The organism is Streptomyces mexicanus, from assembly GCF_902506575.1.
GTDB classification, from domain to species: Bacteria; Actinomycetota; Actinomycetes; order Streptomycetales; family Streptomycetaceae; genus Streptomyces; species Streptomyces mexicanus.
Genome location: NZ_LR732544.1, coordinates 721,607 through 746,862 on the forward strand (window position 1 = coordinate 721,607; position 25,256 = coordinate 746,862).

A 25,256-nucleotide genomic window follows, 5' to 3' on the forward strand; every position below is an offset into this window, starting at 1 on the left:
CAGCAGTGGCGTGGACTACGGTCATGGCTATGACCATTGTCGCGACCGGTGACTCCGCGCCGAGCACCGCCCCCGCCGGGCAGGGGGTGGGCCCGCTGCTGCGGGCCTGGCGGCAGCGGCGGCGGATCAGCCAGCTGGAACTGGCACTGCGCGCCGACTCCTCCGCCCGGCACATCAGTTTCATCGAGACCGGCCGGTCCCGGCCCAGTGAGGAGATGGTGCTGCGGCTGGCCGAACACCTGGAGGTGCCGGTACGCGAGCGCAACGCGCTGCTGCTGGCGGCGGGTTACGCCCCGCGCTATCGGCACACGCCGCTGGACGATCCGGCGCTCGACGCGCTGCGGGCGGGCCTGGAGCGGCTCATCCAGAGCTACGAGCCCTTCCCGGCGCTGGTGGTGGACGCCGCCTACGACGTGGTGGCGGCGAACCGGGGCGTGGCGATGCTGCTCGACGGCGTCGCGCAGTCGCTGCTGGCCCCGCCGCTGAACGCGATGCGGCTGACGCTGCACCCGCGGGGCCTGGCGCCGCGCATCCGCAACCTGCTCGAGTGGCGCGGGCATCTGCTGGCCCAGATGGAGCGGCAGCTCGCGCTGCACCGCTCGCCGGCGCTGCGGGCGCTGTACGAGGAGGTGGCCGGCTATCCGGTGCCGGACACCGGCCCGTTCGACGAACCCGAGCCGGACGTGCCGCACTTCGCGCTGCCGCTGCGCATCGAGCACGAGGACCGGGTCCTGTCGTTCGTGTCGTCGATCGCGACGTTCAACACCCCGATGGACGTGACGGTGTCGGAGCTGGCGATCGAGACCCTGCTGCCGGCCGACCCGGCTACCGTCAAGTACCTGCACTCACTGCTGTCTTGAGGGCGGTCGGCATGTCAGACTGCTCCGCGGACGCCGGCACATGTGGGGAGGGCGTGACGTGAGTGAGCGGCGGCCCGCGCCGACCGTGGGCCAGGTGGTGCTCGGCAGACGGCTGCAGGAGCTGCGGGAGAAGGCGGGCCTGACCCGTGAACAGGCCGCGCGGGCGCTGCGGGTGGCCGGGGCGACGGTGCGGCGCATGGAGCTGGCCGAGGTCGCGCTGAAGATCCCGTACGTGCAGGTGTTGCTGGCCGCCTACGGCGTGGGCGAGGAGGAGGCCGCCGCGTTCGTGCGGCTCGCCGAGGAGGCCAACGAGCCCGGCTGGTGGCAGCGGTACCACGACGTGCTGCCGGAGTGGTTCAGCCTGTACGTGAGCCTGGAGGGCGCGGCCCGGCTGATCCGCTCCTACGAGCCGCACTTCGTGCCCGGACTGCTGCAGACCGAGGACTACGCGCGGGCCGTGCTGGAGGCGGGGACGGTCGGCCAGACCGGTCCGGAGGCCATCGAGCGGCACGTGGCGCTGCGCATGGACCGCCAGCGGCTGCTGGAACGCGACGACGCCCCGCACCTGTGGGTGATCATCGAGGAGACGGTGCTGCGGCGGCCGGTGAGCGTTCGCGGCGAGGTGATGCGCGCGCAGCTGGACAAGCTGCTGGAGTACACCGAGCGGGACCGGGTGACGGTCCAGGTCGCCGAGTTCGCCGCCGGGCCGCACCCGGGGACGTACGCGCCGTTCTCGCTGTTCCGCTTCGCCGAGCCGGAACTGCCGGACATGGTCTACACCGAGTACCTGACCGGCGCGCTGTACCTGGACTCCCGCAAGGAGGTCTCCGCGCACCTGGAGGTCCTCGACCACATGACGGCGCGCGCGGCGTCGGCCGAGCGCACCCGCACGCTGCTGCGCGAGTGCCGCGAGCAGTACTGACCGCGCGCGTCACCGAGAGGAGCGACAACCGCATGCCCCGACCCGAGGCCGGGCCCCTCCCCCTCGACACCAGCCGGCCGCACCCGGCGCGGGTGTACGACTGGTGGCTGGGCGGCAAGGACAACTACCCGGTGGACGAGGAGCTGGCCCGCCGGATCCTCGCCGCCGACGAGACCGCCGTCCGCGGCGCGCGCGCCAACCGCCGGTTCATGCACCGGGCGGTGCGGGTGGCCGCCGAGGCGGGGATACGGCAGTTCCTGGACATCGGCACCGGCATCCCCACCGAGCCGAACCTCCACCAGGTCGCCCAGCGGGTCGCGCCCGAGTCGAGGGTCGTGTACGCCGACAACGACCCGATCGTGCTGCGGCACGCCGAGGCGCTGCTGCACGGCTGCGCCGAGGGCAGCACCGACTACGTGCACGCCGACGTCCGCGACCCCGACACGATCCTGCGGCTGGCCGGCCGGACCCTGGACTTCTCCCGGCCGGTGGCGCTGTCGCTGGTCGCGCTCACCCACTACCTCGGTGAGGCGGCCGACGGCGACGACGTGTACGGCCTGCTGGCCCGCTACGTCGACGCCCTCGCCCCGGGCAGTCACCTGATCCTGTCGCAGGTGACGGCGGACCTGAACCCTCAGGCGGTGCGCAAGGCCGCCGGGTTGTTCGCGAGCAACGGCACGCCGTTCTTCCCGCGGTCGCTGGCGGAGTTCTCCCGCTTCTTCACGGGTCTGCGCCTGCTGGGCCCCGGGATCATCCCGGTCACCGGGTGGCGGCCGGAGCCTGAGGACGTGGCGGCGCAGGCGGAGGGCATCGTGCCGGTGTACGCGGGGGTCGCCGTCAAGCCCTGAGCCCGGCCGCCGGTCGGGCGGCACCGCCCTGCCTGTCCTGCCGGCTCCTGGTCGGGCGGCACCGCCCCGCTTGTCCTGCCGGCTCCTGGTCAGGCGGCACCGCCCCGCTTGTCCTGCCGGTCGTCGTCGACGATCTCCGCGTCGACGACGCCCTCGTCCTCCGGGGAGCCGGTGCGCCCACCGGAGTCCGTGCGCGCCCCGGAGTCCGTGTGCGCGCCGGAGTCCTCGGCCGGTCGTTCCTGCTGGGCCTGGGCGTACATCGCCTGGCCCATCTTCTGGCTGACGGTGGCGAGTGCGTCCACGGCGGTGCGCAGGGCGGCGGTGTCGGTGTCGTCCTCGCGCCGCTCCAGCAGCCGCTTCACCTCCGCGGCGGCCGACTCCACCTCGTCCTTGGTGTCCGCGGGGACGCGGTCGGCGTTGTCCCGCAGGAACCGCTCGGTGGTGTAGACGAGCTGCTCGGCCTGGTTGCGGGTCTCGGCGGCCTCGCGGCGCTTGCGGTCCTCCTCGGCGTACTGCTCGGCCTCCCGCATCATGCGGTCGATGTCGTCCTTCGGCAGCGCGGAGCCGCCGGTGACGGTCATCTTCTGCTCGCGGCCGGTGGCCAGGTCCTTGGCGGAGACGTGCATGATCCCGTTGGCGTCGATGTCGAAGGTGACCTCGATCTGCGGCACCCCGCGCGGGGCGGGCGGCAGGCCGGTCAGGTCGAAGACGCCGAGCTTCTTGTTGTAGGCGGCGATCTCGCGTTCGCCCTGGTAGACCTGGATGCCGACCGAGGGCTGGTTGTCGGTGGCGGTGGTGAAGATCTCCGAGCGCTTGGTCGGGATCGTGGTGTTGCGCTCGATCAGTTTGGTCATGATGCCGCCCTTGGTCTCGATGCCCAGGGACAGCGGGGTGACGTCGAGCAGCAGGACGTCCTTGACGTCGCCGCGCAGCACCCCGGCCTGCAGGGCTGCGCCGACGGCGACGACCTCGTCGGGGTTGACGCCCTTGTGCGGGTCCTTGCCGGTCAGCTCGCGCACCAGGTCGGTGACCGCGGGCATCCGGGTCGAGCCGCCGACCAGGATCACGTGGTCGATGGCGGACAGCTGGATCCCGGCGTCCTTGACCGCCTGGTGGAAGGGCTGCTTGCAGCGGTCCAGCAGGTCGGAGGTGAGGTCCTGGAACTGGGCGCGGGTGAGCTTCTCCTCCAGGTGCAGCGGGCCTTCGGCGGAGGCGGTGATGTAGGGCAGGTTGATGGTGGTCTCGGAGGACGAGGACAGTTCGATCTTGGCCTTCTCGGCGGCCTCGCGCAGCCGCTGCACGGCCATCTTGTCGGCGGCCAGATCGACGCCGTACTGCCCCTTGAACCGCTTGACCAGGTACTCGACGACGCGCTGGTCCCAGTCGTCGCCGCCGAGGTGGGTGTCGCCGTTGGTGGCCTTGACCTCGATGACGCCCTCGCCGATCTCCAGCAGGGAGACGTCGAAGGTGCCGCCGCCGAGGTCGAAGACGAGGACGGTCTGCTCCTCGCCGCGGTCCAGGCCGTAGGCGAGGGCGGCGGCCGTGGGCTCGTTGATGATCCTGAGCACGTTCAGGCCGGCGATCTCCCCGGCCTCCTTGGTCGCCTGGCGCTGGGCGTCGTCGAAGTAGGCGGGGACGGTGACGACGGCATCGGTGACGTCCTCGCCCAGGTACGCCTCCGCGTCCCGCTTCAGCTTCTGCAGCACCCGCGCGGACAGCTCCTGCGCCCGGTAGCGGGTGCCGTCGACGGACCCCTGTTCGGGGAAGCGCCAGTGCGCGTCGCCCATGTGCCGCTTGACGGAGCGGGCGGTGCGCTCCACGTTCGTCACCGCCTGCCGCTTGGCGACCTCGCCGACCAGCACCTCGCCGCTCTTGGCGAAGGCCACGACCGACGGCGTGGTCCTGGCGCCCTCGGCGTTGACGACGACGGTGGGCTCCCCGCCCTCCAGGACGGCGACCACCGAGTTCGTGGTCCCCAGATCGATCCCGACCGCGCGTGCCATCGTCGTCCCCTTTCCGCCGGGCCTCCTCCCCCGCACGACCAGCACAGGACCCGCGGGGGCGGTTGTCTGCCGGGTACCCCGCCGGCCGGGAACGATGATGCCGCGCCCCGGGGCAGTGGGGCGCGGCATCGTGGAGCCGTCGGGAGCGGTCCCGACCGGCGGGCGGCCGGCGTGCGCCGTGCGGCCGAGGTGCGCGTCATGCGGCCGGCGCGCGGTGTGCGGTCGGCGCGCGGTGTGCGCCGGTCGGCCGGTGCGGAGCCGTCCGGCCGTCTCAGGCGAGCTTGGCGTCCAGGGTGATCGTCGTGCCCGCCAGGGCCTGGCTGACCGGGCAGTTCTTCTTGGCGTCCTCGGCGGCGGCGACGAACGCGTCGTTGTCGATGCCGGGGACGGTGCCCTCGACGGTGAGGTGGATGCCGGTGATGCCCTCACCGGGCTGGAAGGTGACGTCGGCCTTGGTCTCGATCTTGGTGGGCGGGGTGCCGGCACCGGCCAGGCCGTGCGACAGCGCCATGGAGAAGCAGCTGGAGTGGGCGGCGGCGATCAGTTCCTCGGGGCTGGTCTTCCCGTTCGCCTGCTCGGCGCGCGACGGCCACGACACCGACTGCTCGCCGATGCCGGAGGAGTCGAAGCTGACGACGCCGCTGCCCTGGAGCAGATTGCCTTCCCAGACGGTGTGAGCGGTGCGCGTGGTTGCCACGGTGTGGTTCCTGCCTTTCGCCTAAGGGCCCGTTGCCGGGCTTCTGGGTCACATCCGATCACATCACCGCGGCCCGCGGCCAACGAACGGGCCGTGACGCGAGGGCGACTTCCGCGGGCCGCCCGGGTCCGTCGGCGGTGACCGGCCCGGTCTCCCGGCCCCTCCCGCCGTGGCTCAGGCGGCCTGCTCCTCCTCGGACTCGGCCGCTCGCGCCGGTTGCGCGGGGGGCGCGGGCTGCGCGGGGAGGGGCACCTGCGGGCCGGCGGCCTCGCGCAGCCAGCGGCGCAGGACGTGGTGGACCTGCTCGGCGCCGACGAGGTCCGCGCCGTCCTCGACCGGCGGGGAACAGGCCAGCGGCGCCAGCAGGAACGGGCGGGACTGCGCGCCGCCGAGGCCGCCGTGCGAGCCGATCTGCTCCTCGAAGGCCAGCACCTCGCCGTCGGCCGGGTCGTAGAAGGAGTTGACCATGATGTCGGCGGTGTGCGGGAAGGAGTGGGTGCGGCGCACGGCGTCGGCGGCGCCGGGACCGAACACGGCGAGCGGGCCGGGATCGTCGTCCAGTTCGTCCAGGGGGATCTCCACGCCGCGCGCGCCCAGCACCACACCGCCGTGCCGCTCGCTGCGCACCAGCAGGAAGCCGATGCCGGGGTGGTTGGCGAGCGTGGGCAGCAGCGCCGGGTAGCGGGCGTCGATCTCCTCGCGGGTCATGCGGTGCGGCACGTCGGGGAAGGAGACCAGGCCGAGGTTGCCGGAGGCCAGCACGATCGGCTCGAAGCGGCGGGAGTGCCGCTGGGGCTCGCCGTGCTCCTCCACCGGGCGGCGCAGCGCGGCCCGGACGGCGGCGCGCGCCTCGGCGCCGCTCCTGGTCCGCCCGGCCCGGCGCGGCACGTGCAGCCCGCAGCCGGCCCGCACCAGGTCGCCGAGGGTGAGGCCGTAGCGGGCGTGGAAGGTCTCGCCGGGGCTCTGGCCGTGGTCGGACAGCACGACGATCCGGTACGGGCGCGGGGCGTGCTCGGCGACCCTCTCGATCAGCGCCAGCGCGCGGTCCAGGCGCTGCAGCACCTTCGCCGCGTCCCGGCTGTGCGGACCGGAGTGGTGCGCGACCTCGTCGTAGGCGACGAGGTCGGCGTAGACGACGGTGCGGCCGGCGAGCAGGTCGCCGATCACGGCGGCCACCACGACGTCCCGTTCGACGACGGTCGCGAAGGCGCGCACGAGCGGGTACAGGCCGCCTCGGGAGACGCGCGGGCGCTGTTTGCGCGCGCGGGCGCGCAGGGACTGCCCGATCTCGCGGGCGACCTCGGCGATGAAGGACAGGGCGGTGCGCACGGCGTTGGCCGGGTCGCAGAAGTAGGCGAAGTAGCCGGCCCGGGAGCGGTTTGCGGGGCCGCGCCGGGCGGAGACCGACAGCACCCGCGCCAGCTCGCCGGCGCCGCCGCTGAACAGGTTGCCGCGGCTGGCGCCGTCGACGGCGAGCAGCCCGGCGTGGCCGCTGCGCGCGACCGCGCGGCGCTGCAGTTCCACGGCGCTGGTGGGCCGGTTGCAGACCATCACCTCGCCGGTGTCCTTCTCGTACCAGCGGAAGGCGGGAACGTCGTGGTTGGTGCCGTGCAGGATGCCGAGCTGGCTGGCGCCGGTCTGGCTGGACCAGTCGGTGCGCCAGGGGGTGAGCCGGTGGGTGGCCCGCGGGGTGTGCGCTGCCGTGCCGGTGCCCAGCCAGCGCGCCACGGTCGGCATCAGCCCCCGCTCGACCGCGCCCCGGAGCACGTCGTGGCCGACACCGTCGAGCTGGACGACGACGGTGCCGGGGGCGGTGGGGCAGGGCGGCTGCTGTCTGCGGCGGCGCACGGCGAGCCGGTGCAGGCGGCGCCGGTAGGCCTCGTCGTCGCGCACGGCCAGGGCGCCGCCGGTGGCGGAGGCGACCGCGGACATCACCGCGGCGACGATGACCGCGGTCTCGGGGGCGGCCTGGGGCTGTCCCGAGGGGTTGATGCGCAGGGCGAGCAGCAGCAGGGAGCCGTTGAGGAAGAACACCAGCAGCCCGAGGACGAGCGCGGGCACGAGCAGCAGCAGCCGCACCAGCAGCGGCCACACGACGGCCGAGAGCACACCGAAGGCGCCCGCGCCGAGCGCGGCGGTGACGGCGATCGTGGTGGCGCTGTCGCCGTCGGCGGACTGCAGCCGGAAGTCCGGCAGGATCCCGGCGAGGACGAGCATGGTGACCGTGGAGACGGCCCACACCGCGACGCTCCGCCCGACCTGACTGGCGGCCCGCCGCCACCTTCCGTCCCGCACGCCAGCACACCTCACGTCCCGGCCCGGACCTTCGCACGGGCCTGCTCCAGCTTGTCACACGGGCGAAGCGGCCCCGCCGGCCTGTGGACGGAGGGTGCGGCGCCGACGACGCGGGTGAGGGAGGCGGTGGCTACCGCCCGTCGTAGCCGGCGGTCGGCAGGGACAGGCGGCGGTGGACGCGGGCCTTCATCTGGGCGTCGTACGACGGCTCGGCCCGGCCGACCGTCTCCACCCGCACCCCGCGCCGCGCGCACTCGGCGGTGAAGTCCTCCACGGAGGACAGCGCCCGCTCCAGGACCCGCCGGCTGGGCGCGACGAACAGGTCGACGCCGGGCCGCATCCCGTCCCACAGCGCGCAGTGGTCGGGGCGCAGCCCGCGCACCAGCAGCTCACGGGTGACGACGTAGCCGCGCTCGGCGGCCCAGCGGGCGCACATCGCGTGCTGGCTGCGGGAGTCCACCAGGAAGGGGTCGTCGTGCAGCTCCTCCAGCGGGGTCAGGCTGGCGATCGCGGTGACCTGCACCGGTGTCCGGGCGGCCCCGCCCGGGGCATGGCGCACTTCTCCCATGGCGTCCCCCTCACCTCCGGGTTTCCGCCGCCGACCCTACCGCTGCACGTAGGCTCAGGGGGAGTCGCGCGAAGGAGGCAAAGAAGGTGCCGGTGGAGATCACCTGGTGGGGTCACGCGACGTGCACGGTGGAGGATTCGCACGTGCGCGTGCTGACCGATCCGCTGTTCGCCCGCCGCCTCGCGCACCTGCGCCGCCGCCGCGGGGCGCTGCCGCCGCCGGCCGCCCGGCACGCGGACGTCACCCTGGTCTCCCACCTGCACGCCGACCACCTCCACGTGCCCTCGCTGGCCCGGCTCGCCCCGGGCAGCCGGCTGCTGGTGCCGCGCGGCGCGCCGCGCGCGGTGCCGGGGCTGCGCCGGCTCGCGCTGGACATCACCGAGGTCGTCCCCGGCGACCGGGTGCGCGTCGGCGAGGTGGTCGTACGGGTGGTGCCCGCGCGGCACGACGGGCGGCGGCTGCCGCTCGGCCCGCACCGCTCCCCCGCGCTCGGCTACGTCGTCGAGGGCGAGGCCCGGACCTACTTCGCCGGGGACACCGGGCTGTTCGAGACGATGGCCGAGGAGGTCGGGCCGGTGGACGCGGCGCTGCTGCCGGTGGGCGGCTGGGGGCCGAACCTGGGCGAGGGCCATCTGGACGCGGGCCGGGCCGCGCAGGCCCTGGCCCGCCTGGCGCCGCACACCGCGGTGCCGGTGCACTACGGCACGTACTGGCCGATCGGAATGGACGCCGTGCGCCCCCATGAGTTCCACGCGCCGGGCGACGAGTTCGTGCGCCAGGCGGCGCTGCGCGCGCCGGAGGTGGCGGTGCACCGGCTCGGGCACGGCGAGAGCCTGCGGCTGGAGGTCGCCCGGTGATACGGCTCGCCGCCGCCGTGACGACGGTGGTCCCGCCGGAGTCCACGCAGCAAGCGGTCGGCTATCCGTCGCTGTTCCTGCTGGTGCTGATCGGGGCGCTGGTGCCGGTGGTGCCGACGGGGGCGCTGGTCAGTTCGGCGGCGGTGGTCGCGGGGCGCCCCACGGCCCCGCTCGCCCCCGCGCCGTGGTGGTGGGCGGCGGCGCCGGCCCCGCTCTGCGGGGGGGCGGGCCCGTGCCCGGCCCGCCTCCGGGACCGCACCCGACGCCGCCGCCCGAGCCCTCCCCGTCACCGATCCCGCCGGGCCCGGAACCGGTACCGAATCCCGAGCCGGGTCCGCCCCTCACCTGAGCGGTACGGCGTACCCCGCCCGTCCGCCGGGTGTGCCGCCTCGGTGAGCGGCGTGTGACCGGGCAGCGGCCCACCCGCGCACGGCGAACGGTGGTGAATGGTGGGTGGTGGTTGGTGATCGGCGAACGGGGGACGCCGGTCGGCGGTCAGCGGGCGGCCGTCGGGGGGTGGCGGATGGCGGGTGTCGCGCTGAGCGCTACGCGCTGACCTCCGACCGGTCCCCGCCCCACAGCGTGTGGAAGGACCCCTCGCGGTCCACGCGCCGGTAGGTGTGCGCGCCGAAGAAGTCCCGCTGGCCCTGGGTGAGCGCGGCCGGCAGGCGCTCGGCGCGCAGGGCGTCGTAGTAGGCGAGGGCCGCGGCGAAGCCGGGCGCGGGCACGCCCTGGCGGGTCGCGGCGACGAGGACCTCGCGCCAGTCGTCCTGGGCCGCCGCGATCTCCTGCGCGAAGGTCTCGTCGGACAGCAGGCTCGGCAGGTCGGCCCGGGCGTCGTAGGCGGCCCGGATGCGGTCCAGGAAGGCCGCGCGGATGATGCAGCCGGCCCGCCAGATCGCGGAGACCGCGCCGAGGTCGATGTCCCAGCCGTACTCGTCGCTGCCCGCGGCGATCTCGTGGAAGCCCTGCGTGTACGACACGATCTTCGACGCGTACAGCGCCTGCTCCACGCGGTCCGCGAAGGCCGCCGCCTCGGATCCGGACAGTGGGGCCGCCTTGGGGCCGGCCAGGTCGCGGGAGGCCTTGCGCAGGTCCGCGTGGCCCGACAGCGACCGCGCGAAGACCGCCTCGGCGATGCCCGACACCGGCACGCCCAGGTCGAGCGCGATCTGCACCGTCCAGCGGCCCGTGCCCTTCTGCTCGGCCTGGTCCGCCACCACGTCCACGAACGGCCTGCCCGTCGCCGCGTCCACATGGGACAGCACCTCGGCGGTGATCTCGATGAGGTACGAGTCCAGCCGCCCCGTGTTCCAGGTGCGGAAGATCTCCGCGATCTGCGCGGGGGAGTACCCGGCCACCTCGCGCAGCAGCTGGTAGGCCTCGCCGATCAGCTGCATGTCGGCGTACTCGATGCCGTTGTGCACCATCTTCACGAAGTGGCCCGCACCGTCCGGGCCGACGTGCGTGACACACGGCGACCCGTCCTGCGCCTTCGCGGAGATCTTCTCCAGCATCGGCCCCAGTGACGCGTACGACTCCGTCGAGCCGCCCGGCATGATGCTCGGCCCGTGCAGGGCGCCCTCCTCGCCGCCCGAGATGCCGGTGCCCACGAAGTGGATGCCCCGCTCGCGCAGTTCCCGCTCCCGGCGCCGGGTGTCCGCGAAGTGCGCGTTGCCGCCGTCGATGATCATGTCGCCGGGTTCCAGCAGCGGTGCGAACTCGCCGATCACCGCGTCGGTCGGCTCACCCGCCTTCACCATGATCATCAGGCGGCGGGGCCGCTCCAGCGCCGCCACGAAGTCCTCGGCGGTCTCGGTCGCCACGAAGTCGCCCTCGTGCCCGAACTGCTCCACCAGGTCGTGCGTGCGTGACGCGGTGCGGTTGTGCAGGGCCACGGTGTAGCCGTTGCGTGCGAAGTTGCGGGCGAGGTTGCGGCCCATGACCGCGAGCCCCGTGACGCCGATCTGGGCTGTCGTGCTCATACCGCTTGCTCCTAGTCATTCGTGGCGGTCATCAGTCGTCCGGGGCAGTCGGGCGGTCGGGCGGTCGGGCGGTCATCGGTCGGGGGGACGCCGGCGGTGCCCGGCCCGCCGCCGCCCACCCGGGGCAGTCGTCCCTCGCCCCGCGCGGGAACGACTCCCGACCATCCTGACGCGCCGGTGCCGTCACCGCACATCCGTTCCGGTCCGCCGGCCGGACCGTGTCTGCCGGCAGCCCCCCTTACGTCCCGCATGCGGCCCCCGTCTCGGCGCGAGGCGCGTCGCCCCGGCGTGCCGGTCCGGCCAAGGAGCGCTCGTTCCCGGCCATTTGGGGCGGGGAAGCGGCCGACAGCCGTCTTGTCACGGCCCGTTCACGGCGTCTACTTTTTGCCCCTCCTGACCCACGGCAAGGGGGCTCCAGACATGGCCGCACGCGGCCGGCACCGCCGGTACCAGCCGAACAGGATCAACCGCGCCTCGCTCACCGTCACCGTCGGCGGCGCCGGCATGGCCCTCCCGCTCGTCGGCGCGGGCGCCGCACACGCGGCCGACGCCGCCACCTGGAACAAGGTCGCCGCCTGCGAGTCCAGCGGCGACTGGAACGTCAACACCGGCAACGGCTTCTTCGGCGGCCTGCAGTTCACCCGCTCCACCTGGGAGGCGTACGGCGGAACCCGGTACGCCCCGCGCGCGGACCTGGCCACGCGGGAGCAGCAGATCGCGGTCGCGGAGAAAGTGCTGGACGGACAGGGCCCGGGTGCCTGGCCGGTGTGCTCGGTGCGTGCCGGCCTGTCCCGCGGCGGCCCGGCACCCGACGTGCACCCGGACGGGGCGGCGGCCACGACCGTACGGAACGGCCGGGCCGCCTCCTCCCACCGGTCCGCCGCGCACGATGTGCGGCCGCAGACCACGCCGCAGTCGCGCGCCGGGCGAGCCGAGATGTACACGGTCGTCCGCGGGGACACCCTCTCCGGGATCGCCGAGGAGCAGCAAGTGCGCGGCGGCTGGCCCCGGTTGTACGAGGCCAACCGCGCGACGGTCGGCGACGACCCGGACCTCATCCTGCCCGGGCAGCGGCTGTCACTGCGCACCACGGTCCGGCCCCCGACCACGGGCCCGGGCACGGGGAGCGGGACGGGCACGGAGGGAACGAAGCGGAGCACACGCTCGACCGGTACCGAGCAGTCGACGGATGCCGAGCGGTCGACAGGCAGCAAGCACTCGACGGGTACCAAGGGCTCGCCGGGCAGCAAGCACTCGACGGGTGTCGAGCGATCAACGGGCACCAAGCACTCGACCGGCACCGAGCAGTCGACGGGTGCCAAACCCAAGACGCACACGAAGCGGGCGGCAGGCACGCAGCACACCGCCCACGCGCTCACCGCCCCCGTGCAGGGCCCGCTCGGCACCGGCTACCGGGTCGCCGGCTCCCACTGGTCCAAGGGCTACCACACCGGCGTGGACTTCGAGGTGCCCGAGGGTGAACTCGTGCTGCTCGTCGGCCCGTCCGGGGTCGGCAAGTCCACCGTGCTGGGCGCGGTCAGCGGTCTGGTGCCGCACTTCACCGGCGGCACCCTGCGCGGCCGGGTCACCGTGGCCGGCCGCGACACCCGCACCCACAAGCCGCGGGAGCTGGCCGACGTGGTCGGCACGGTCGGTCAGGACCCGCTCGCGCACTTCGTCACCGACACCGTCGAGGACGAACTCGCCTACGGCATGGAGTCGCTGGGGCTGCCCGCGGACGTGATGCGGCGCCGGGTGGAGGAGACCCTGGACCTGCTGGGCCTGGCCGACCTGCGCGACCGGCCCATCGCCACACTCTCCGGCGGTCAGCGGCAACGGGTGGCGATCGGCTCGGTGCTCACCCCGCACCCGAAGGTCCTCGTCCTGGACGAGCCCACCTCCGCGCTCGACCCGGCCGCCGCCGAAGAGGTCCTCGCCGTCCTGCAGCGGCTCGTGCACGACCTGGGCACGACCGTCCTGATGGCCGAGCACCGCCTGGAGCGCGTCGTGCAGTACGCCGACCAGGTTCTGCTGCTGCCCGCCCCGGGCGCCGCCCCGCGCCTGGGCACACCGGCCGAGGTCATGGCCGTCTCCCCGGTGTGCCCGCCGGTGGTGGAGCTGGGCCGGCTGGCGGGCTGGTCGCCGCTGCCGCTGACGGTGCGCGACGCCCGCCGCCGCGCGACCGGCCTGCGCGAGCGCCTGGACGGCCGGTCCTGCGGACCGGGCGGGCGGTGCGGACGGTGCGGTCTGCGCGAGGGTCGGGAGCCCGTGGGAGGCGACGGCCGCCGGCCGGTCCGACGGGCGCAGGGCGGTCACCGGGCTGCTGTCCAGCGAGTTGTGGATGAGCACGATCCCCAGTCCGACCGCTGCCGCGGGGAACAGCAGGCGCAGCCTGCCGCGACGCGGGCCGGATACGGTCCTGCACTGTTCCGTCTGAGGCGAACGGTGGGAGGCCATGGACGGTGCCTTTCGTGAAGAGTGGTGCTTGCCCCCGCGCGGCAGGGGCGGGAGCGCCGCTGCCGCGGCCTGCTGTTCCTCCGGCAGGACTCCCCGGGGAGGGAGCTCTTCCGGGAGGGAACCCCCGGGAGAGGGGGCGCAGACCGCGGCCGCGAGGCGACGGCTGCAGGAAACCGGCTCAGGCGGCGGGGGGGCCCGACGCCCGGCGGCGTCGCAGCATGTAGGCCCCGGTGCCGAGACCACCGGCCACGAGCAGGGCGCCCAGGGCCATGGTGTCGGGGGACTGGGCCAGCCCACCGCCACCGGCGTGGACGCCACCGTGCGGCTTGCCGCCGCCCTGCCGGTCGTCGTCGCCCTTCGACGAGCCGTGGTCGTCACCACGACCGCTGTCGCCACCGCGGTCGCTGTCGCCACCACGGCCGTTGTCACCACCGCGGCCGCCCTCGTCGCCGCCACGGCCGCCTTCATCGCCACCGCGACCGCCGCGGCCGCTGCCCTCGCCGCTGTCGCCGGCGGCCTTCAGGGCGAGGAAGCCGCCACCGGCGTGCACACCGCCGTGCGGCTTGCCGCCACCGTGCCGACCGCCTTCGTCGCCACCGCGACCGCCTTCATCGCCACCGCGGCCGCCCTCGTCACCGCCGCGGCCGCCTTCATCGCCGCCGCGCCCGCCTTCATCGCCGCCACGGCCGCCTTCATCGCCGCCGCGACCGCCCTCGTCGCCGCCACGGCCGCCCTCGTCGCCGCCACGGCCACCGTGGTCGTCCGAGTGGTCGCCGTGGGAGGCGGCGGTCTGGGCGGCGCCCTGGGACGTCCAGGGTGTCGTCAGGTTCGCGGCACCGGCAGCGGGTGCGGCGAACGCCACGGCGGCTGCGACCGCCGCGGAGGTGAACAGAGTACGGGTGATACGCATGGGTGTTCCTTCCGTCGCGACTACGAGTGTCGACACCACGCCCCTCGGTTCTGGGGGCGCAGGTCCGACGTGATCACCTTCAGCGCCATGCGCGGCCCGCACCATCGGAGCGTCGCAAACGGATGAACTGACGGCCCATTCGTACCTCCGGCCGGGGGAAAACCAGGGTGCGGCGCGAGACCGGATGCCGGGTGGCGATCCGGTGGTGTGTTAAAGACGCCGGTCTCCCTCGGCGGGGCCGCCTGACGGGTGGTCGATACCCGGGAAGCACGGCGGTGGCCGGGGCTCGGCCGAGGTGCCCGGCGGACGGCGGAGGAATCATTCGGCGCTCCAACCGGGCTCGCGGGTACGGCAGTTGACGCAGCGGCACGACGCGCTGCCCCCCCCGTTCACTCGAAGCGGCCTAGGCGGTCGGCCGCCCCTGGCCGACACGGTGTCAGTCCTGACGAGGTGTCGATGCTCGGCCGGTCACCTGAACGGCAGTGGCGGATGTGCGGCGCCCTGCCGCGCCGGAGTCTGCTGGAGGGGCAGCACCCCTCCCCCGTACGCCGCAGCCGTCTGAGAGCACCCATGGCACGCATGCGCACCACCGCGGACCGGTTCGTCGCCCGTCCGGCCTGGTGGGAGCAGGTGGCCGTCCGGCGGCGGGAGGCGTGCGTGCCGCTCGCGGCGGTGCGCCGGGTCACGGTCGAACCCGACTGGTGGCGCGCACTGCGCGGAAGCCGGCAAAGCGGGGTCCAGGTGCCCGGCGTCGTGTGCGTGGGCGTGCGCGCGCATCAGGCCGGGCGGGACTTCGTGGCGCTGCGGCCCGGCAGACCCGTGGTGTGCGTCGAGCTGTGGCCCGGCGCGGCTTTCTCGCTCCTCGCGGTCAGCGCTCCCGGCGTCCGGGCGGCCGAGACCACCGCCGCCGCGCTGCGCCCGGCCGCCCCGAGGCTCGACGACTCCACGCCGTATCGGCAGCCGCTGCCCGTGCCCGAGGAGCCGGACGGGCAGCGGAAGGCGGAGGCGCCGGCTCTGCCCGGGGACCCGGGTCAGCCCAAGCCGGACCGGGGGCCCGGGGCGGCCGACGATGTGTGACGCCGGGTCCCCGGGATGTGTGACGCTGGGTCCCCGGGATGTGTGACGCCGGGTCCCCGGGATGTGTGACGCCGGGTCGCCCCGGGGCGGGCGGCCGGGTTCACCGCACGCGGCCCATGTCCAGGACTCCCACCCGTCACCGCGCGCAGCCCATGTCCAAGGGGCTCCACCACGTCACCACACGCACCCGCGTCCAGGGACTCCCACCCCGTCACCGCGCGCAGCCCACGTCCAGCACCTCGAGCACGTCACCGTGCGCGGTGTAGACCAGCCAGCACCACTCGCCGAAGGCGGCGGACAGATCGGCGACCTGCGCCTCCGGGTCGCTCGCCACGGCGTCGATGAGCGTGATGATCTCCTCGTGCACGGCGTCCGGGACGTCGAACAGCACATTGGCGGCCAGTTGACGCAGTTCGATCCTCACGGCGCCCCCCGTGGACCGGCAGGAGCGTCCCGGCGAGGTCGTCGCCCGCCGGGCCAGGGATTTCCGGCAGACCATGGATCGCCGGTGCGCCAGGAGCGGCCGGCGAGCCATGGTGTTCCTACGGCAGCATCTCCCGACCACGATATCCGCCCCCCCGCCCCGAGGGCTCCTCCCCTGCACCTGCCGGCCGGCTGCCCTGTGCGGCTCCGGGCCGACCGCCCGCGGGCGGGGGCGGCCCGGTGACCTCGACGTGGGCCGGGCGCAGCAACTGGTCGCCGATCCGGTAGCCGCGGCGCAGGATCTGCGTGCACACGAGCCGGTCGGCGTCCGGGCTGATGTGCTGGGTGACGGCGTCGTGACGGGCCGGGTCGAAGGGCTCGCCCTGCTCCCCGACGGCCTGGAGCCCCAGGGAGCCGAGCTGGGTGTGCAGGGTGTCGCTGATGTCCTTCAGGCCCGGCGTCATGGGCTCGTTGGCGCAGGTGCGGTCGACGGCGTCCAGGACGGGCAGCAGAGCGCGCAGGACGTTGGCCACCGCGATCTCCCGCACGGCCAGACGGTCGCGGTGCACCCGCTTGCGGTAGTTGTCGTACTCGGCCTTCACCCGCTGCAGGTCGGCGGTGCGCTCCTCGACGAGCCGCCGCAGCCGGGCGAGGTCCGTCGTGCACTGCCGGTCCCCGTCCATCGTCAGCCCGCCTCCGGCTTGTCGTCGTCGACGATCTCGGCGTCCACCACCTCGTCCTCGCCCGGGGCGCCGGCCGCCGTGCCGCCGCCCGCGGAGGACCCGGCCGCACCCGGGGGCTGCTCGGTGCGCGACCGGTCGTACAGGGCCGTGCCCAGCTTCTGCGCCGCCTGGGCCGCCCGGTCCATGGACTGCCGGATGGCCGCCGTGTCCTCGCTCTTGAGCTTCTCCTTCAGGTCGGCCAGCGCGGTCTCGGTCTCGCTCTTCGCCTCGGCCGGGATCTTCTCGGGGTTGTCCCGGATGAGTTTCTCGGTCGAGTAGAGCAGCTGTTCGGCCTGGTTGCGGGTCTCGGCGGCCTCGCGGCGCCGGCGGTCCTCCTCGGCGTGCTGCTCGGCCTCGCGGACCATGCGGTCGATGTCGTCCTTGGGCAGCGCGGAACCGCCCGTGACCGTCATCTTCTGTTCCCTGCCGGTGCCGAGGTCCTTCGCCGAGACGTGCATGATCCCGTTGGCGTCGATGTCGAAGGCGACCTCGATCTGCGGGACGCCGCGCGGCGCCGGCGGCAGACCGGTCAGCTCGAACATGCCGAGCTTCTTGTTGTACGCCGCGATCTCGCGCTCGCCCTGGTAGACCTGGATCTGCACCGACGGCTGGTTGTCCTCGGCCGTGGTGAAGATCTCCGAGCGCTTGGTCGGGATCGTCGTGTTGCGCTCGATCAGCTTGGTCATGATGCCGCCCTTGGTCTCGATGCCCAGGGACAGCGGGGTGACGTCGAGCAGCAGGACGTCCTTGACCTCGCCCTTGAGGACACCGGCCTGGAGCGAGGCGCCGACGGCGACGACCTCGTCCGGGTTGACGCCCTTGTGCGGGTCCTTGCCGGTCAGCTCGCGCACCAGGTCGGTGACCGCGGGCATCCGGGTCGAGCCGCCGACCAGGATCACGTGGTCGATGGCGGACAGCTGGATCCCGGCGTCCTTGACCGCCTGGTGGAAGGGCTGCTTGCAGCGCTCCAGCAGATCGGCGGTCAGCTGCTGGAACTGGGCGCGGGTGAGCTTCTCCTCCAGGTGCAGCGGGCCCTCGGCGGAGGCCGTGATGTAGGGCAGGTTGATCGAGGTCTCGGTGGACGAGGACAGCTCGATCTTGGCCTTCTCCGCGGCCTCGCGCAGCCGCTGCACGGCCATCTTGTCCTGGGACAGGTCCACGCCGTAGCCGTTCTTGAACTGCTTCACCAGGTGGTCGACGATCCGCTGGTCCCAGTCGTCACCGCCGAGGTGGGTGTCGCCGTTGGTGGCCTTCACCTCGATGACGCCCTCCCCCATCTCCAGCAGCGACACGTCGAAGGTGCCGCCGCCCAGGTCGAAGACGAGGACCGTCTGGTCGTTCTCCTTGTCCAGGCCGTAGGCCAGCGCGGCGGCCGTCGGCTCGTTGATGATCCGCAGCACGTTCAGGCCCGCGATCTCGCCGGCCTCCTTGGTCGCCTGCCGCTGGGCGTCGTCGAAGTACGCGGGCACGGTGATCACCGCGTCGGTGACGTCCTCGCCCAGGTACGCCTCCGCGTCCCGCTTCAGCTTCTGCAGCACGCGCGCGGAGATCTCCTGGGGCGTGTACCGCTTGCCGTCGATGTCGCCCTTCTCGGGGAACCGCCAGCCGTGGTCGCCCATGTGCCGTTTGACGGAGCGGGCGGTGCGCTCCACGTTCGTCACCGCCTGCCGCTTGGCGACCTCGCCGACCAGCACCTCGCCGCTCTTGGCGAAGGCCACGACCGACGGCGTGGTCCGCGCGCCCTCCGTGTTGGTGATGACGGTGGGCTCGCCGCCTTCGAGGACCGAGACCACCGAGTTCGTCGTACCGAGGTCGATGCCGACCGCACGCGCCATCTGGGCTCTCCTCCCTCGTCTCCCCGACCGCTGTGAGCTGCGGGTTCGGACCAGGTTGGCCTACCTGACTGAATAAAACTTGAGTGCCCTGATGTCAAGTATGGCGCGGGGTGGGCGCGTGAGGACGGGGTGGGCGCGTGCGGAGGGCCCGTTGGGGGGCGTACGAGCACGCCGCCCTGGCCGGCGGCCACGGGGCCCGGCGCCGGGCCCTGGTGCGCGCTCTGCTCGCCGGCACCGTCCGGGCGGACCCCGCGGCCCTCGCTCCGCTCGGCCGCCGCACGGCACGGTGTCCGTCCTGGTCCTGCCCGCCGTCCCGCCGGGCATGGGCGAGCACGCCGACGAGGGCGAGGAGACGCACGATGCGGTCGCGGTGCGCCGGGCCACCCACCGGCTCCAGGCCGCCTTGGACCGCAGCGGGCAGCGACGCCCTCCCCCTGTCCGACGACCGCGGCGGGCACGCCCTGCTGCCCGGCCCGCTGCGGGACGGCGACGCGCCGGTCCGGCGCCTCGCCGACGCCTGCGGCGTCGCGGAACTGCACTGCGCCGTCGCCGAGGCCGACGGGCCGGGCGGGATCGCCGCCGCGGCCCGGACGGCCGCCGAGGTCCTGCGCATCGCGCGCGCCCGCGGCCGCCCTGCGGGGCCGCACCGGCTCGACGACGTCCTGCCGGGAGTACCCACTGTCCCGGCCAGGCGAGAGCGGCGCCCGGATCCGCGTCCTGCTCGACGGCGCCGCCGACCGGCCCGACCTGCTGGGCACCGTACGCACCCACCTGGCCCAGAGCCGCAACCGCCGCGCCACCGCGCACCGGCTGGGCGTCCACCCCAACACCGTGGACAACCGACTGGTCCGCTTCACCGCCCTGACGGGCCTCGATCCGACCACCGACCGCGGCGCCGCCCTGACCTTGGCCGCCTTCCTCCTGGGCGAGACGGGCGGCCCGGCTCCCGTCGCTCCGGCCTGATCCCACCGCCCGGGCCGCCTCGCCACCCCGGCCTGACGCCGCCGAACCGGCCTGACTTGCGGGAGCGGCCTGACCCTGCCCGGAGAGCGGCCGGCTCTCGGCAACCCGGCGGTGGACCGCATCAGCACATCGGGCGTGGCCGAGCGCGCCGACCACAGGCGACGCGCCGAGCACGGGCGAGCGCGCCGGCCACGGGCGAATGCGCCGGCCGGGGGTCAGCGCCTCAACTGTGGGACACGGTCAGGCCGTAGAAGGCGACCCGGGCGCCCTTCGTGGTGCTGTCCGAGGAGGACTGGTTGTAGGAACCGGCCTTGAAGTACTGCTTGTACTGCTGGAAGGAGGAGGCGATCGGGTAGTGGGTGGTGCTGCCGTCGACGGTCACGTCGATGGTGCTGCCGCCCGAGACGCCGATGGTGTAGCGCCAGGTCTTGCCGAGGGAGACGTGGCCGACCGTGTGCAGCGTCTGGCCGCCCGAGGGGGAGTTCTCGGTGCCGAGGACGATGTCCCCGTTCGCGTGGTAGTACAGCTCCAGCAGCGGCTTGGTGGACGTGCCCCCGGTGCCGAGGTGGATCTGCCCCACGCACACGTTGGAGGTCACGGAGACCACGCGCAGGGTGGCGCTCAGCCGGTGGGTGCCGGTCAGGGACCAGTCGGCGGCGGTGCCGTCGCGGTTCATCTCCCGCAGTTCCGAGCGCGCGTAGTGGGAGTTCGGCGTGGTCACGCCCTTCTCGGGCGCCCAGAAGGTCATGGCGCCGTCGCGGGTGTCGGTGTAGAAGTAGGCGTCCTGGTAGCCGTCGGGCCCTTGGAGCCGGGACGAGGGGATGGTGGTCGGGGAGCCGGGCGAGCCGACCGGCTCCTGGAGTTCCCAGGTGGACAGGTCGAAGTTGCCGCCGGGAGCGACGTTCGGGTCCGCCGCGTTCGCGGTGCCGGTGCCGAAGAGAGCGAGGGTGCCGACGAGTGCCGCGACCGTCGTCGCGGTCGTCCGGAAGCGCTGAGCACGCGCCATGGTGGGGGGTCCTTCCGCCTGAGAGGGGAGCGGAGCAGGTCTCACCGTCGGACCGAGTGCGCCATCCGTTCATCATGGTGAACGCTGGACAGAAACCTGGACCGTCGGTGACCCGTGAACCTAAAGGTCTGAACCAGACACGTCAAGAGGGGCGGTGGCGCGGCAGCGCGTGCACCACCCAGGAGACCACTTCGAAGCACCCCGGGAGACCGCGCCGGGCCGGCTCCCGGCGCGCACGGTGAGGCGGCTCGGCACGTCGCCGCACACGAAGCTGTGCGCGGACCAAAGATTCGCTTTGATGTTCTCAAAGTACAAGTGTTAACGTTTCCGCCATGAAGACAGCAGCTGCGAACCGCGCCGACGCTCCTTACGGCGTCCGCCGCAACGCCATGGGCGTCCTGCTCGTGGCGCGCCTGCATGTCGATCTCTGCCGCTGCATGTCCGCGGCTTGTCGCGCCTGATCGCGAACTCCTCGATGCAGCGGCGCCGTTGACACGTCCACGGTCGCCGCTCCTGTACGTCCCGCTGTCTCTTTCCGCGCGTCCTCACTGGAGTTGTGTCCGTGTCCTCCACCACCGCTGACCCCAAGTCCGCCAAGTCGGGCTTCCGGATACCCATACCTTTCTGGGCCCAGGTCCTGCTCGGTCTCGTCGTCGGCCTGGTGCTCGGCTTCGTCGCCCGCACCTACGACGTGTCCTGGCTCGCCACCACCCTCGACAAGGTGGGCGGCATCTTCATCCAGCTGCTGAAGCTGGCCGTGGCCCCGCTGGTCTTCTTCGCGATCATGGTGTCCATCACCAACCTGCGGAAGGTCAACAACGCGGCCCGGCTGGCCGGCCGCACCCTGCTCTGGTTCATGATCACCTCGCTGATCGCGGTCGTCATCGGCCTCGTCATCGGCCTGGTCTCCAACCCGGGCTCCGGCTCCGACCTCACCCCGGCCGACGGTGCCAAGCCGGACCACGCCGGCAGCTGGCTGGACTTCCTCACCGGCATCATCCCGACCGACGTCATCACGCCGTTCACCGAGCTGAACGTCCTGCAGATCGTCTTCATGGCGGTCGTCGCCGGCATCGCCGTCCTGAAGATCGGCCCGAAGGCCCAGCCGCTGCTGAACCTGTCCGAGACCGTCCTGGAGCTGCTGCAGAAGGCCCTGTGGTGGGTCATCCTGCTCGCCCCGATCGGCTCCGCCGGCCTCATCGGCCGCGCCATCGTGCAGTACGGCTGGAACCTGCTCGGCAACTACGCGGCCTTCACCATCGACATCTACGTCGGCTGCATCCTGGTCCTGTTCGGCGTCTACCCGCTGCTGCTCGCCACCGTCGCCAAGCTCAACCCGCTGCAGTTCTTCAAGGGCGCCTGGCCGGCGATCCAGCTGGCCTTCGTCTCCCGCTCCTCGGTGGGCACCATGCCGGTCACCCAGCAGTCGGCGATCCGCCTGGGCGTCCCGAAGGACTACGCCTCCTTCGCGGTGCCGTTCGGCGCGACCACCAAGATGGACGGCTGCGCCGCCATCTACCCGGCCATCTCCGCGATCTTCGTCAGCCAGATCTTCGACGTGCACCTCGGCGTCAAGGAGTACGTGCTCATCGCCTTCGTCTCGGTGATCGGCTCGGCCGCCACCGCCGGCCTGACCGGCGCGACCGTGATGCTGACGCTGACCCTGTCCACCCTCGGCCTGCCGATGGAGGGCGTGGGCCTGCTGCTCGCGATCGACCCGATCCTGGACATGATGCGCACCGCCACCAACGTCGCGGGCCAGGCCCTCATCCCGGTCCTCGTCTCCGCCCGGGAGAAGATCCTCGACCACACGAAGTACGACAGCGCCACGGCCTCCCCCGTCGAGGAGATCGAGAGCGTCTACAGCGAGCCGCAGCCGGCCGCGTCCGTCGCCGGCTGACACCCGGCGACCGGCGCACCGCCGCCGACCGCTTCCCTCCCCACCGCCCCGCCGGTCCCCGACCGGCGGGGCGGTGCGCTGTCCGGCGCCGGGCAGGGGGCCGGACAGAGTGCCGGACAGGGGTGCCGGCCGACGATGACCGTTGGGCCATCAGGCCATCGGGCCGTAGGGCCGTCGGGCCGTCGGGCCGTCGGCAGGGCCGTGAGCACAGAATTTTTGCAGGACGTGCATGTTTGCATAGGATGCATCCCATGTCGGAGAGGGAGACCGCTCGGGGTGGGCTGCGGGAACGGAAGAAGCGGGCGACGCGTGCCGCGCTGACCGAGGCCGCGGTGCGGCTGGCCGCCGAGCAGGGGGTGGAGAAGGTCACCGTCGAGGCCATCAGCGCCGCGGCGGGTGTCTCTCCGCGCACCTTCTTCAATTACTTCGCCTCGCGGGACGACGCGTTCCTGATCCTGGACGCGGACGCGGCCGAGCGGATCCGGCGCGCGGTGCTCGACGCGCCTGCCGCGCTCACCCCGCTGGAGGCCGTGCGGGACGCTCTCGCCTGCGAGTTGGCGGAGGCCGAGCAGCAGCACGAGCTGTGGACCCTGTACGCGCAGGTGCTGCGGACCGCGCCGGAGCTGCTGGTGCGCAGCCTCGGCGCCCACCTGGCGGACGAGACGCGGCTGGCCGAGGCCGTCGCCGAGCGTCTGGCCCCCGCATCCGGCACCGGCGTGATGGAGGAACCCGCCCCGGCGGCCCGTGCGACCGGGCAGGCCGCGGCGGACGCCGAGGAGCGGCGCAAGGCGCTGGACCTCTACCCGCGCCTGGTGGCCGCGGTCGCGGGCACCGCGGTCCGGGTCAGCGTCGAGCACTGGTGCTCCCGTCCGGACCAGGGCGCCTTCGCCGACGCCTTCCGGCAGGTCTTCGCCCTGCTCGCCGCGGGGCTGCCGGCTCCGTCGCGGGCGTGACACCACGTGACCGCCGCCGGGCGTGACATCGCGCCCGCGCCGTCCCGCACCTCTCCGACACACCGCCGCCCGCGCCCCGTCGCGCGGGCGGTGCGCCGACCTCTGTGATCCGTCGACTTCCGTGAACTGAGCCGAAAGAGCTGTCGTGACCTCACCGCCGGCGCCCGACCAGGCGCCCACCTCCATGTCCAACCGCCAGATACTCCAGGCGATGTCCGGCCTGATGGCCGGAATGTTCGTGGCGATCCTCGCGGGCACCGTGGTGTCCAACGCCCTGCCCACGATCATCGCCGACCTCGGCGCCAGCCAGTCCGCCTACACGTGGGTCGTCACCGCGGAACTGCTCGCGATGACCGCGACGGTGCCGCTGTGGGGCAAGCTGTCGGACCTGTACAACAAGAAGCTGCTGTTGCAGCTGTCGCTGAGCATGTTCGTCGTCGGCTCGCTGCTGGCGGGCTTCTCGCACGGCGTCGGACTGCTGATCTTCAGCCGCGTGGTCCAGGGCACCGGCGCGGGCGGTCTGACCGCACTGGCCCAGGTCGTCATGGCCTCGGTCATCCCGCCGCGCCGGCTCGGCAAGTACGCCGGCATGTTCGGCGCCGTCTTCGCGGTCGGCACCGTGGCCGGGCCGCTGGTCGGCGGTGTCCTGGTCGACACCTCGTGGCTGGGCTGGCGCTGGTGCTTCTTCATCGGCGTGCCGTTCGCCCTACTGGCCATCGTGCTGCTGCAGCGCACGCTGCAACTGCCCACCGTCCGCCGCGAGGTGCGCATCGACTTCCTCGGCGCCTTCCTCATCGTGGCGGGTGTGTGCGCGCTGCTCATCTGGGTGTCGCTGGCCGGCAACCAGTTCGACTGGGCGTCCTGGCAGACCGCCGCGCTCACCGTGGGCGGAGTGCTGCTGCTCGCCGCCGCCGTGGTCGTGGAGGCCCGCACCCCCGAACCGGTCATCCCGCTGGACATCTTCCGCAACCGGACCGTCACCCTGACCACGGTCGCCAGCCTGCTGGTCGGTGTGGCCATGTTCGGCGGCACGGTGTTCCTCTCGCAGTACTTCCAGATCTCGCTGGGCAAGTCGCCGACCGTCGCGGGCCTGATGAGCCTGCCGATGATCCTCGGTCTGCTGGTGTCCTCCACCGTCGCCGGCCAGGTGATCAGCAGGACGGGCAAGTGGAAGCGGTACCTGGTGGCGGGCGCCGTCGTCATGACCGTCGGTCTGGCGCTGCTGTCCACCATCGACGCCGACACCTCCTTCGCCGTGCTCAGCCTGTTCATGGTGGTGCTCGGGGTGGGCGTCGGCATGCTGATGCAGAACCTGGTCCTGGCCGCGCAGAACGACGTGGCCGCCGGCGAGCTGGGGGCCGCCACGTCCGTGCTGTCCTTCTTCCGCAGCATGGGCGGCACCGTCGGTACCAGCGTCCTCGGCGCCATCCTCGCCCACCGGGTCACCACCGAGATGACCAAGGGCCTCAAGGCCGCGGGCATCACCCCGACGTCCGGGGGCTCGGGCGGCGGGTCCGGGGTGCCGGACGTGAAGACCCTGCCCGCCCCGATCCGTTCGATCGTCGAGCACGCCTACGGTGTCGCCACCGCCGACCTGTTCCTCATCGCCGCGCCCTGCGCGCTGCTCGCTCTTGTCGCGGTCGTGTGCGTCAAGGAGAAGCCGCTGAAGACCACCAGCGGCATGGAACGCCTCGCCGAGGAGGCCGACCCGGCCCCGCCCGCTCCGGTGGGCTGACCGGTACCGGACCCGGGGAACCGGATGCTCGCCGAAGGGGCGGTGCGTGCGCGCACCGCCCCTTCGCCGTGCGCGGGGGGCGTCCGGGCCGCCGCGAGGCGTGGGCCCGGTCGGTGATCCGCACGCCGGCCGTCCGGACGGGGGCCGGGGGGCGGCGCGCCGCGCCGTCGTGGTCCCACCGGCGCGCCGGCGGGAAACCGGCGCGTCGGCCGGCCGTGCACGGGCAGCGGCATACCTCCC

General features: G+C 73.4%; 20 protein-coding genes and 2 pseudogenes. 13 read left to right on the plus strand and 9 right to left on the minus strand.

Features of this window, described 5'->3' with window-relative positions; all coding sequences use genetic code 11:
* Positions 1–29 precede the first annotated feature (29 nt).
* From GV126_RS03370 to GV126_RS03380, 3 genes are read left to right on the plus strand one after another with little or no spacing between them, the layout of a single operon-like run.
* On the plus strand, positions 30–860 hold the full coding sequence (locus tag GV126_RS03370; protein ID WP_159662526.1) for a helix-turn-helix domain-containing protein: 831 nt from the start codon (positions 30–32) through the stop codon (positions 858–860).
* A 58-nt stretch (positions 861–918) separates the two neighbouring features.
* Complete coding sequence (locus GV126_RS03375) at positions 919–1,782, plus strand: Sco1979 family transcriptional regulator (RefSeq protein ID WP_159662528.1); 864 nt, start codon at positions 919–921, stop codon at positions 1,780–1,782.
* A gap of 32 nt (positions 1,783–1,814) precedes the next feature.
* The gene (locus GV126_RS03380) at positions 1,815–2,630 is read left to right on the plus strand and encodes an SAM-dependent methyltransferase (RefSeq protein WP_159662530.1); all 816 of its coding nucleotides are present in this window, start codon (positions 1,815–1,817) and stop codon (positions 2,628–2,630) included.
* A gap of 89 nt (positions 2,631–2,719) precedes the next feature.
* On the opposite strand, the gene dnaK (GV126_RS03385) is transcribed toward GV126_RS03380, so the two are convergent.
* From dnaK (GV126_RS03385) to GV126_RS03400, 4 genes are all read right to left on the minus strand, one after another.
* Positions 2,720–4,633, minus strand: coding sequence for a molecular chaperone DnaK (gene dnaK, locus GV126_RS03385; protein ID WP_159662532.1), 1,914 nt, complete (start codon positions 4,631–4,633; stop codon positions 2,720–2,722).
* A gap of 271 nt (positions 4,634–4,904) precedes the next feature.
* On the minus strand, positions 4,905–5,330 hold the full coding sequence (locus tag GV126_RS03390; protein WP_159662534.1) for an OsmC family protein: 426 nt from the start codon (positions 5,328–5,330) through the stop codon (positions 4,905–4,907).
* A 174-nt stretch (positions 5,331–5,504) separates the two neighbouring features.
* Positions 5,505–7,625 (minus strand): alkaline phosphatase family protein, encoded by a 2,121-nt coding sequence (locus GV126_RS03395; protein ID WP_159662536.1) that lies wholly within the window; start codon positions 7,623–7,625, stop codon positions 5,505–5,507.
* A gap of 130 nt (positions 7,626–7,755) precedes the next feature.
* Positions 7,756–8,193: a hypothetical protein gene (locus GV126_RS03400; RefSeq protein WP_159662538.1), complete on the minus strand. Its 438-nt coding sequence runs from the start codon at positions 8,191–8,193 to the stop codon at positions 7,756–7,758.
* 86 nt (positions 8,194–8,279) lie between these two features.
* Here GV126_RS03400 and GV126_RS03405 point away from each other — a divergent pair, with 86 nt between their 5' ends.
* Both GV126_RS03405 and GV126_RS36200 read left to right on the plus strand, forming a co-directional pair.
* Positions 8,280–9,050: an MBL fold metallo-hydrolase gene (locus GV126_RS03405; RefSeq protein ID WP_185947173.1), complete on the plus strand. Its 771-nt coding sequence runs from the start codon at positions 8,280–8,282 to the stop codon at positions 9,048–9,050.
* Positions 9,047–9,271, plus strand: a pseudogene (locus GV126_RS36200) (DedA family protein); the annotation flags it as partial. The gene GV126_RS03405 and the pseudogene GV126_RS36200, both read left to right, overlap by 4 nt.
* 324 nt (positions 9,272–9,595) lie before the next feature.
* Here the strand turns inward: GV126_RS36200 and gnd are convergent.
* Positions 9,596–11,035, minus strand: coding sequence for an NADP-dependent phosphogluconate dehydrogenase (gene gnd, locus GV126_RS03415; RefSeq protein WP_159662540.1), 1,440 nt, complete (start codon positions 11,033–11,035; stop codon positions 9,596–9,598).
* Positions 11,036–11,455: 420 nt separating this feature from the next.
* On the opposite strand from gnd, the pseudogene GV126_RS37585 reads away from it, so the two are divergent.
* The 3 genes and pseudogenes from GV126_RS37585 to GV126_RS03430 form a co-directional block, all read left to right on the plus strand.
* Positions 11,456–13,246 (plus strand): annotated as a pseudogene (locus GV126_RS37585) (transglycosylase family protein); the annotation flags it as partial.
* A gap of 553 nt (positions 13,247–13,799) precedes the next feature.
* Positions 13,800–14,528, plus strand: a complete 729-nt coding sequence (locus tag GV126_RS03425; RefSeq protein ID WP_159662542.1) for a hypothetical protein — start codon at positions 13,800–13,802, stop codon at positions 14,526–14,528.
* Positions 14,529–14,981: 453 nt separating this feature from the next.
* The gene (locus GV126_RS03430) at positions 14,982–15,479 is read left to right on the plus strand and encodes a hypothetical protein (protein WP_159662544.1); all 498 of its coding nucleotides are present in this window, start codon (positions 14,982–14,984) and stop codon (positions 15,477–15,479) included.
* A gap of 211 nt (positions 15,480–15,690) precedes the next feature.
* Here GV126_RS03430 and GV126_RS03435 read toward each other — a convergent pair whose 3' ends face one another.
* The 3 genes from GV126_RS03435 to dnaK (GV126_RS03445) form a co-directional block, all read right to left on the minus strand.
* Positions 15,691–15,903, minus strand: a complete 213-nt coding sequence (locus GV126_RS03435) for a hypothetical protein (protein ID WP_159662546.1) — start codon at positions 15,901–15,903, stop codon at positions 15,691–15,693.
* Positions 15,904–16,021: 118 nt separating this feature from the next.
* On the minus strand, positions 16,022–16,585 hold the full coding sequence (grpE, locus tag GV126_RS03440) for a nucleotide exchange factor GrpE (RefSeq protein WP_159662548.1): 564 nt from the start codon (positions 16,583–16,585) through the stop codon (positions 16,022–16,024).
* A 2-nt stretch (positions 16,586–16,587) separates the two neighbouring features.
* On the minus strand, positions 16,588–18,459 hold the full coding sequence (dnaK, locus tag GV126_RS03445; RefSeq protein ID WP_159662550.1) for a molecular chaperone DnaK: 1,872 nt from the start codon (positions 18,457–18,459) through the stop codon (positions 16,588–16,590).
* 129 nt (positions 18,460–18,588) lie between these two features.
* On the opposite strand from dnaK (GV126_RS03445), the gene GV126_RS35640 reads away from it, so the two are divergent.
* Positions 18,589–19,422: a helix-turn-helix domain-containing protein gene (locus GV126_RS35640; RefSeq protein ID WP_201299794.1), complete on the plus strand. Its 834-nt coding sequence runs from the start codon at positions 18,589–18,591 to the stop codon at positions 19,420–19,422.
* 223 nt (positions 19,423–19,645) lie between these two features.
* On the opposite strand, the gene GV126_RS03455 is transcribed toward GV126_RS35640, so the two are convergent.
* The gene (locus GV126_RS03455) at positions 19,646–20,428 is read right to left on the minus strand and encodes a polysaccharide lyase family 7 protein (RefSeq protein ID WP_159662552.1); all 783 of its coding nucleotides are present in this window, start codon (positions 20,426–20,428) and stop codon (positions 19,646–19,648) included.
* Between the two features lie 332 nt (positions 20,429–20,760).
* On the opposite strand from GV126_RS03455, the gene GV126_RS37090 reads away from it, so the two are divergent.
* From GV126_RS37090 to GV126_RS03470, 4 genes are all read left to right on the plus strand, one after another.
* Complete coding sequence (locus GV126_RS37090) at positions 20,761–20,889, plus strand: hypothetical protein (RefSeq protein ID WP_268977393.1); 129 nt, start codon at positions 20,761–20,763, stop codon at positions 20,887–20,889.
* A gap of 95 nt (positions 20,890–20,984) precedes the next feature.
* Positions 20,985–22,328: a dicarboxylate/amino acid:cation symporter gene (locus tag GV126_RS03460; RefSeq protein WP_159662554.1), complete on the plus strand. Its 1,344-nt coding sequence runs from the start codon at positions 20,985–20,987 to the stop codon at positions 22,326–22,328.
* A 242-nt stretch (positions 22,329–22,570) separates the two neighbouring features.
* Complete coding sequence (locus tag GV126_RS03465; protein WP_159662556.1) at positions 22,571–23,281, plus strand: TetR/AcrR family transcriptional regulator; 711 nt, start codon at positions 22,571–22,573, stop codon at positions 23,279–23,281.
* A 184-nt stretch (positions 23,282–23,465) separates the two neighbouring features.
* The gene (locus tag GV126_RS03470) at positions 23,466–25,016 is read left to right on the plus strand and encodes an MDR family MFS transporter (protein WP_185948407.1); all 1,551 of its coding nucleotides are present in this window, start codon (positions 23,466–23,468) and stop codon (positions 25,014–25,016) included.
* Positions 25,017–25,256 lie beyond the last annotated feature (240 nt).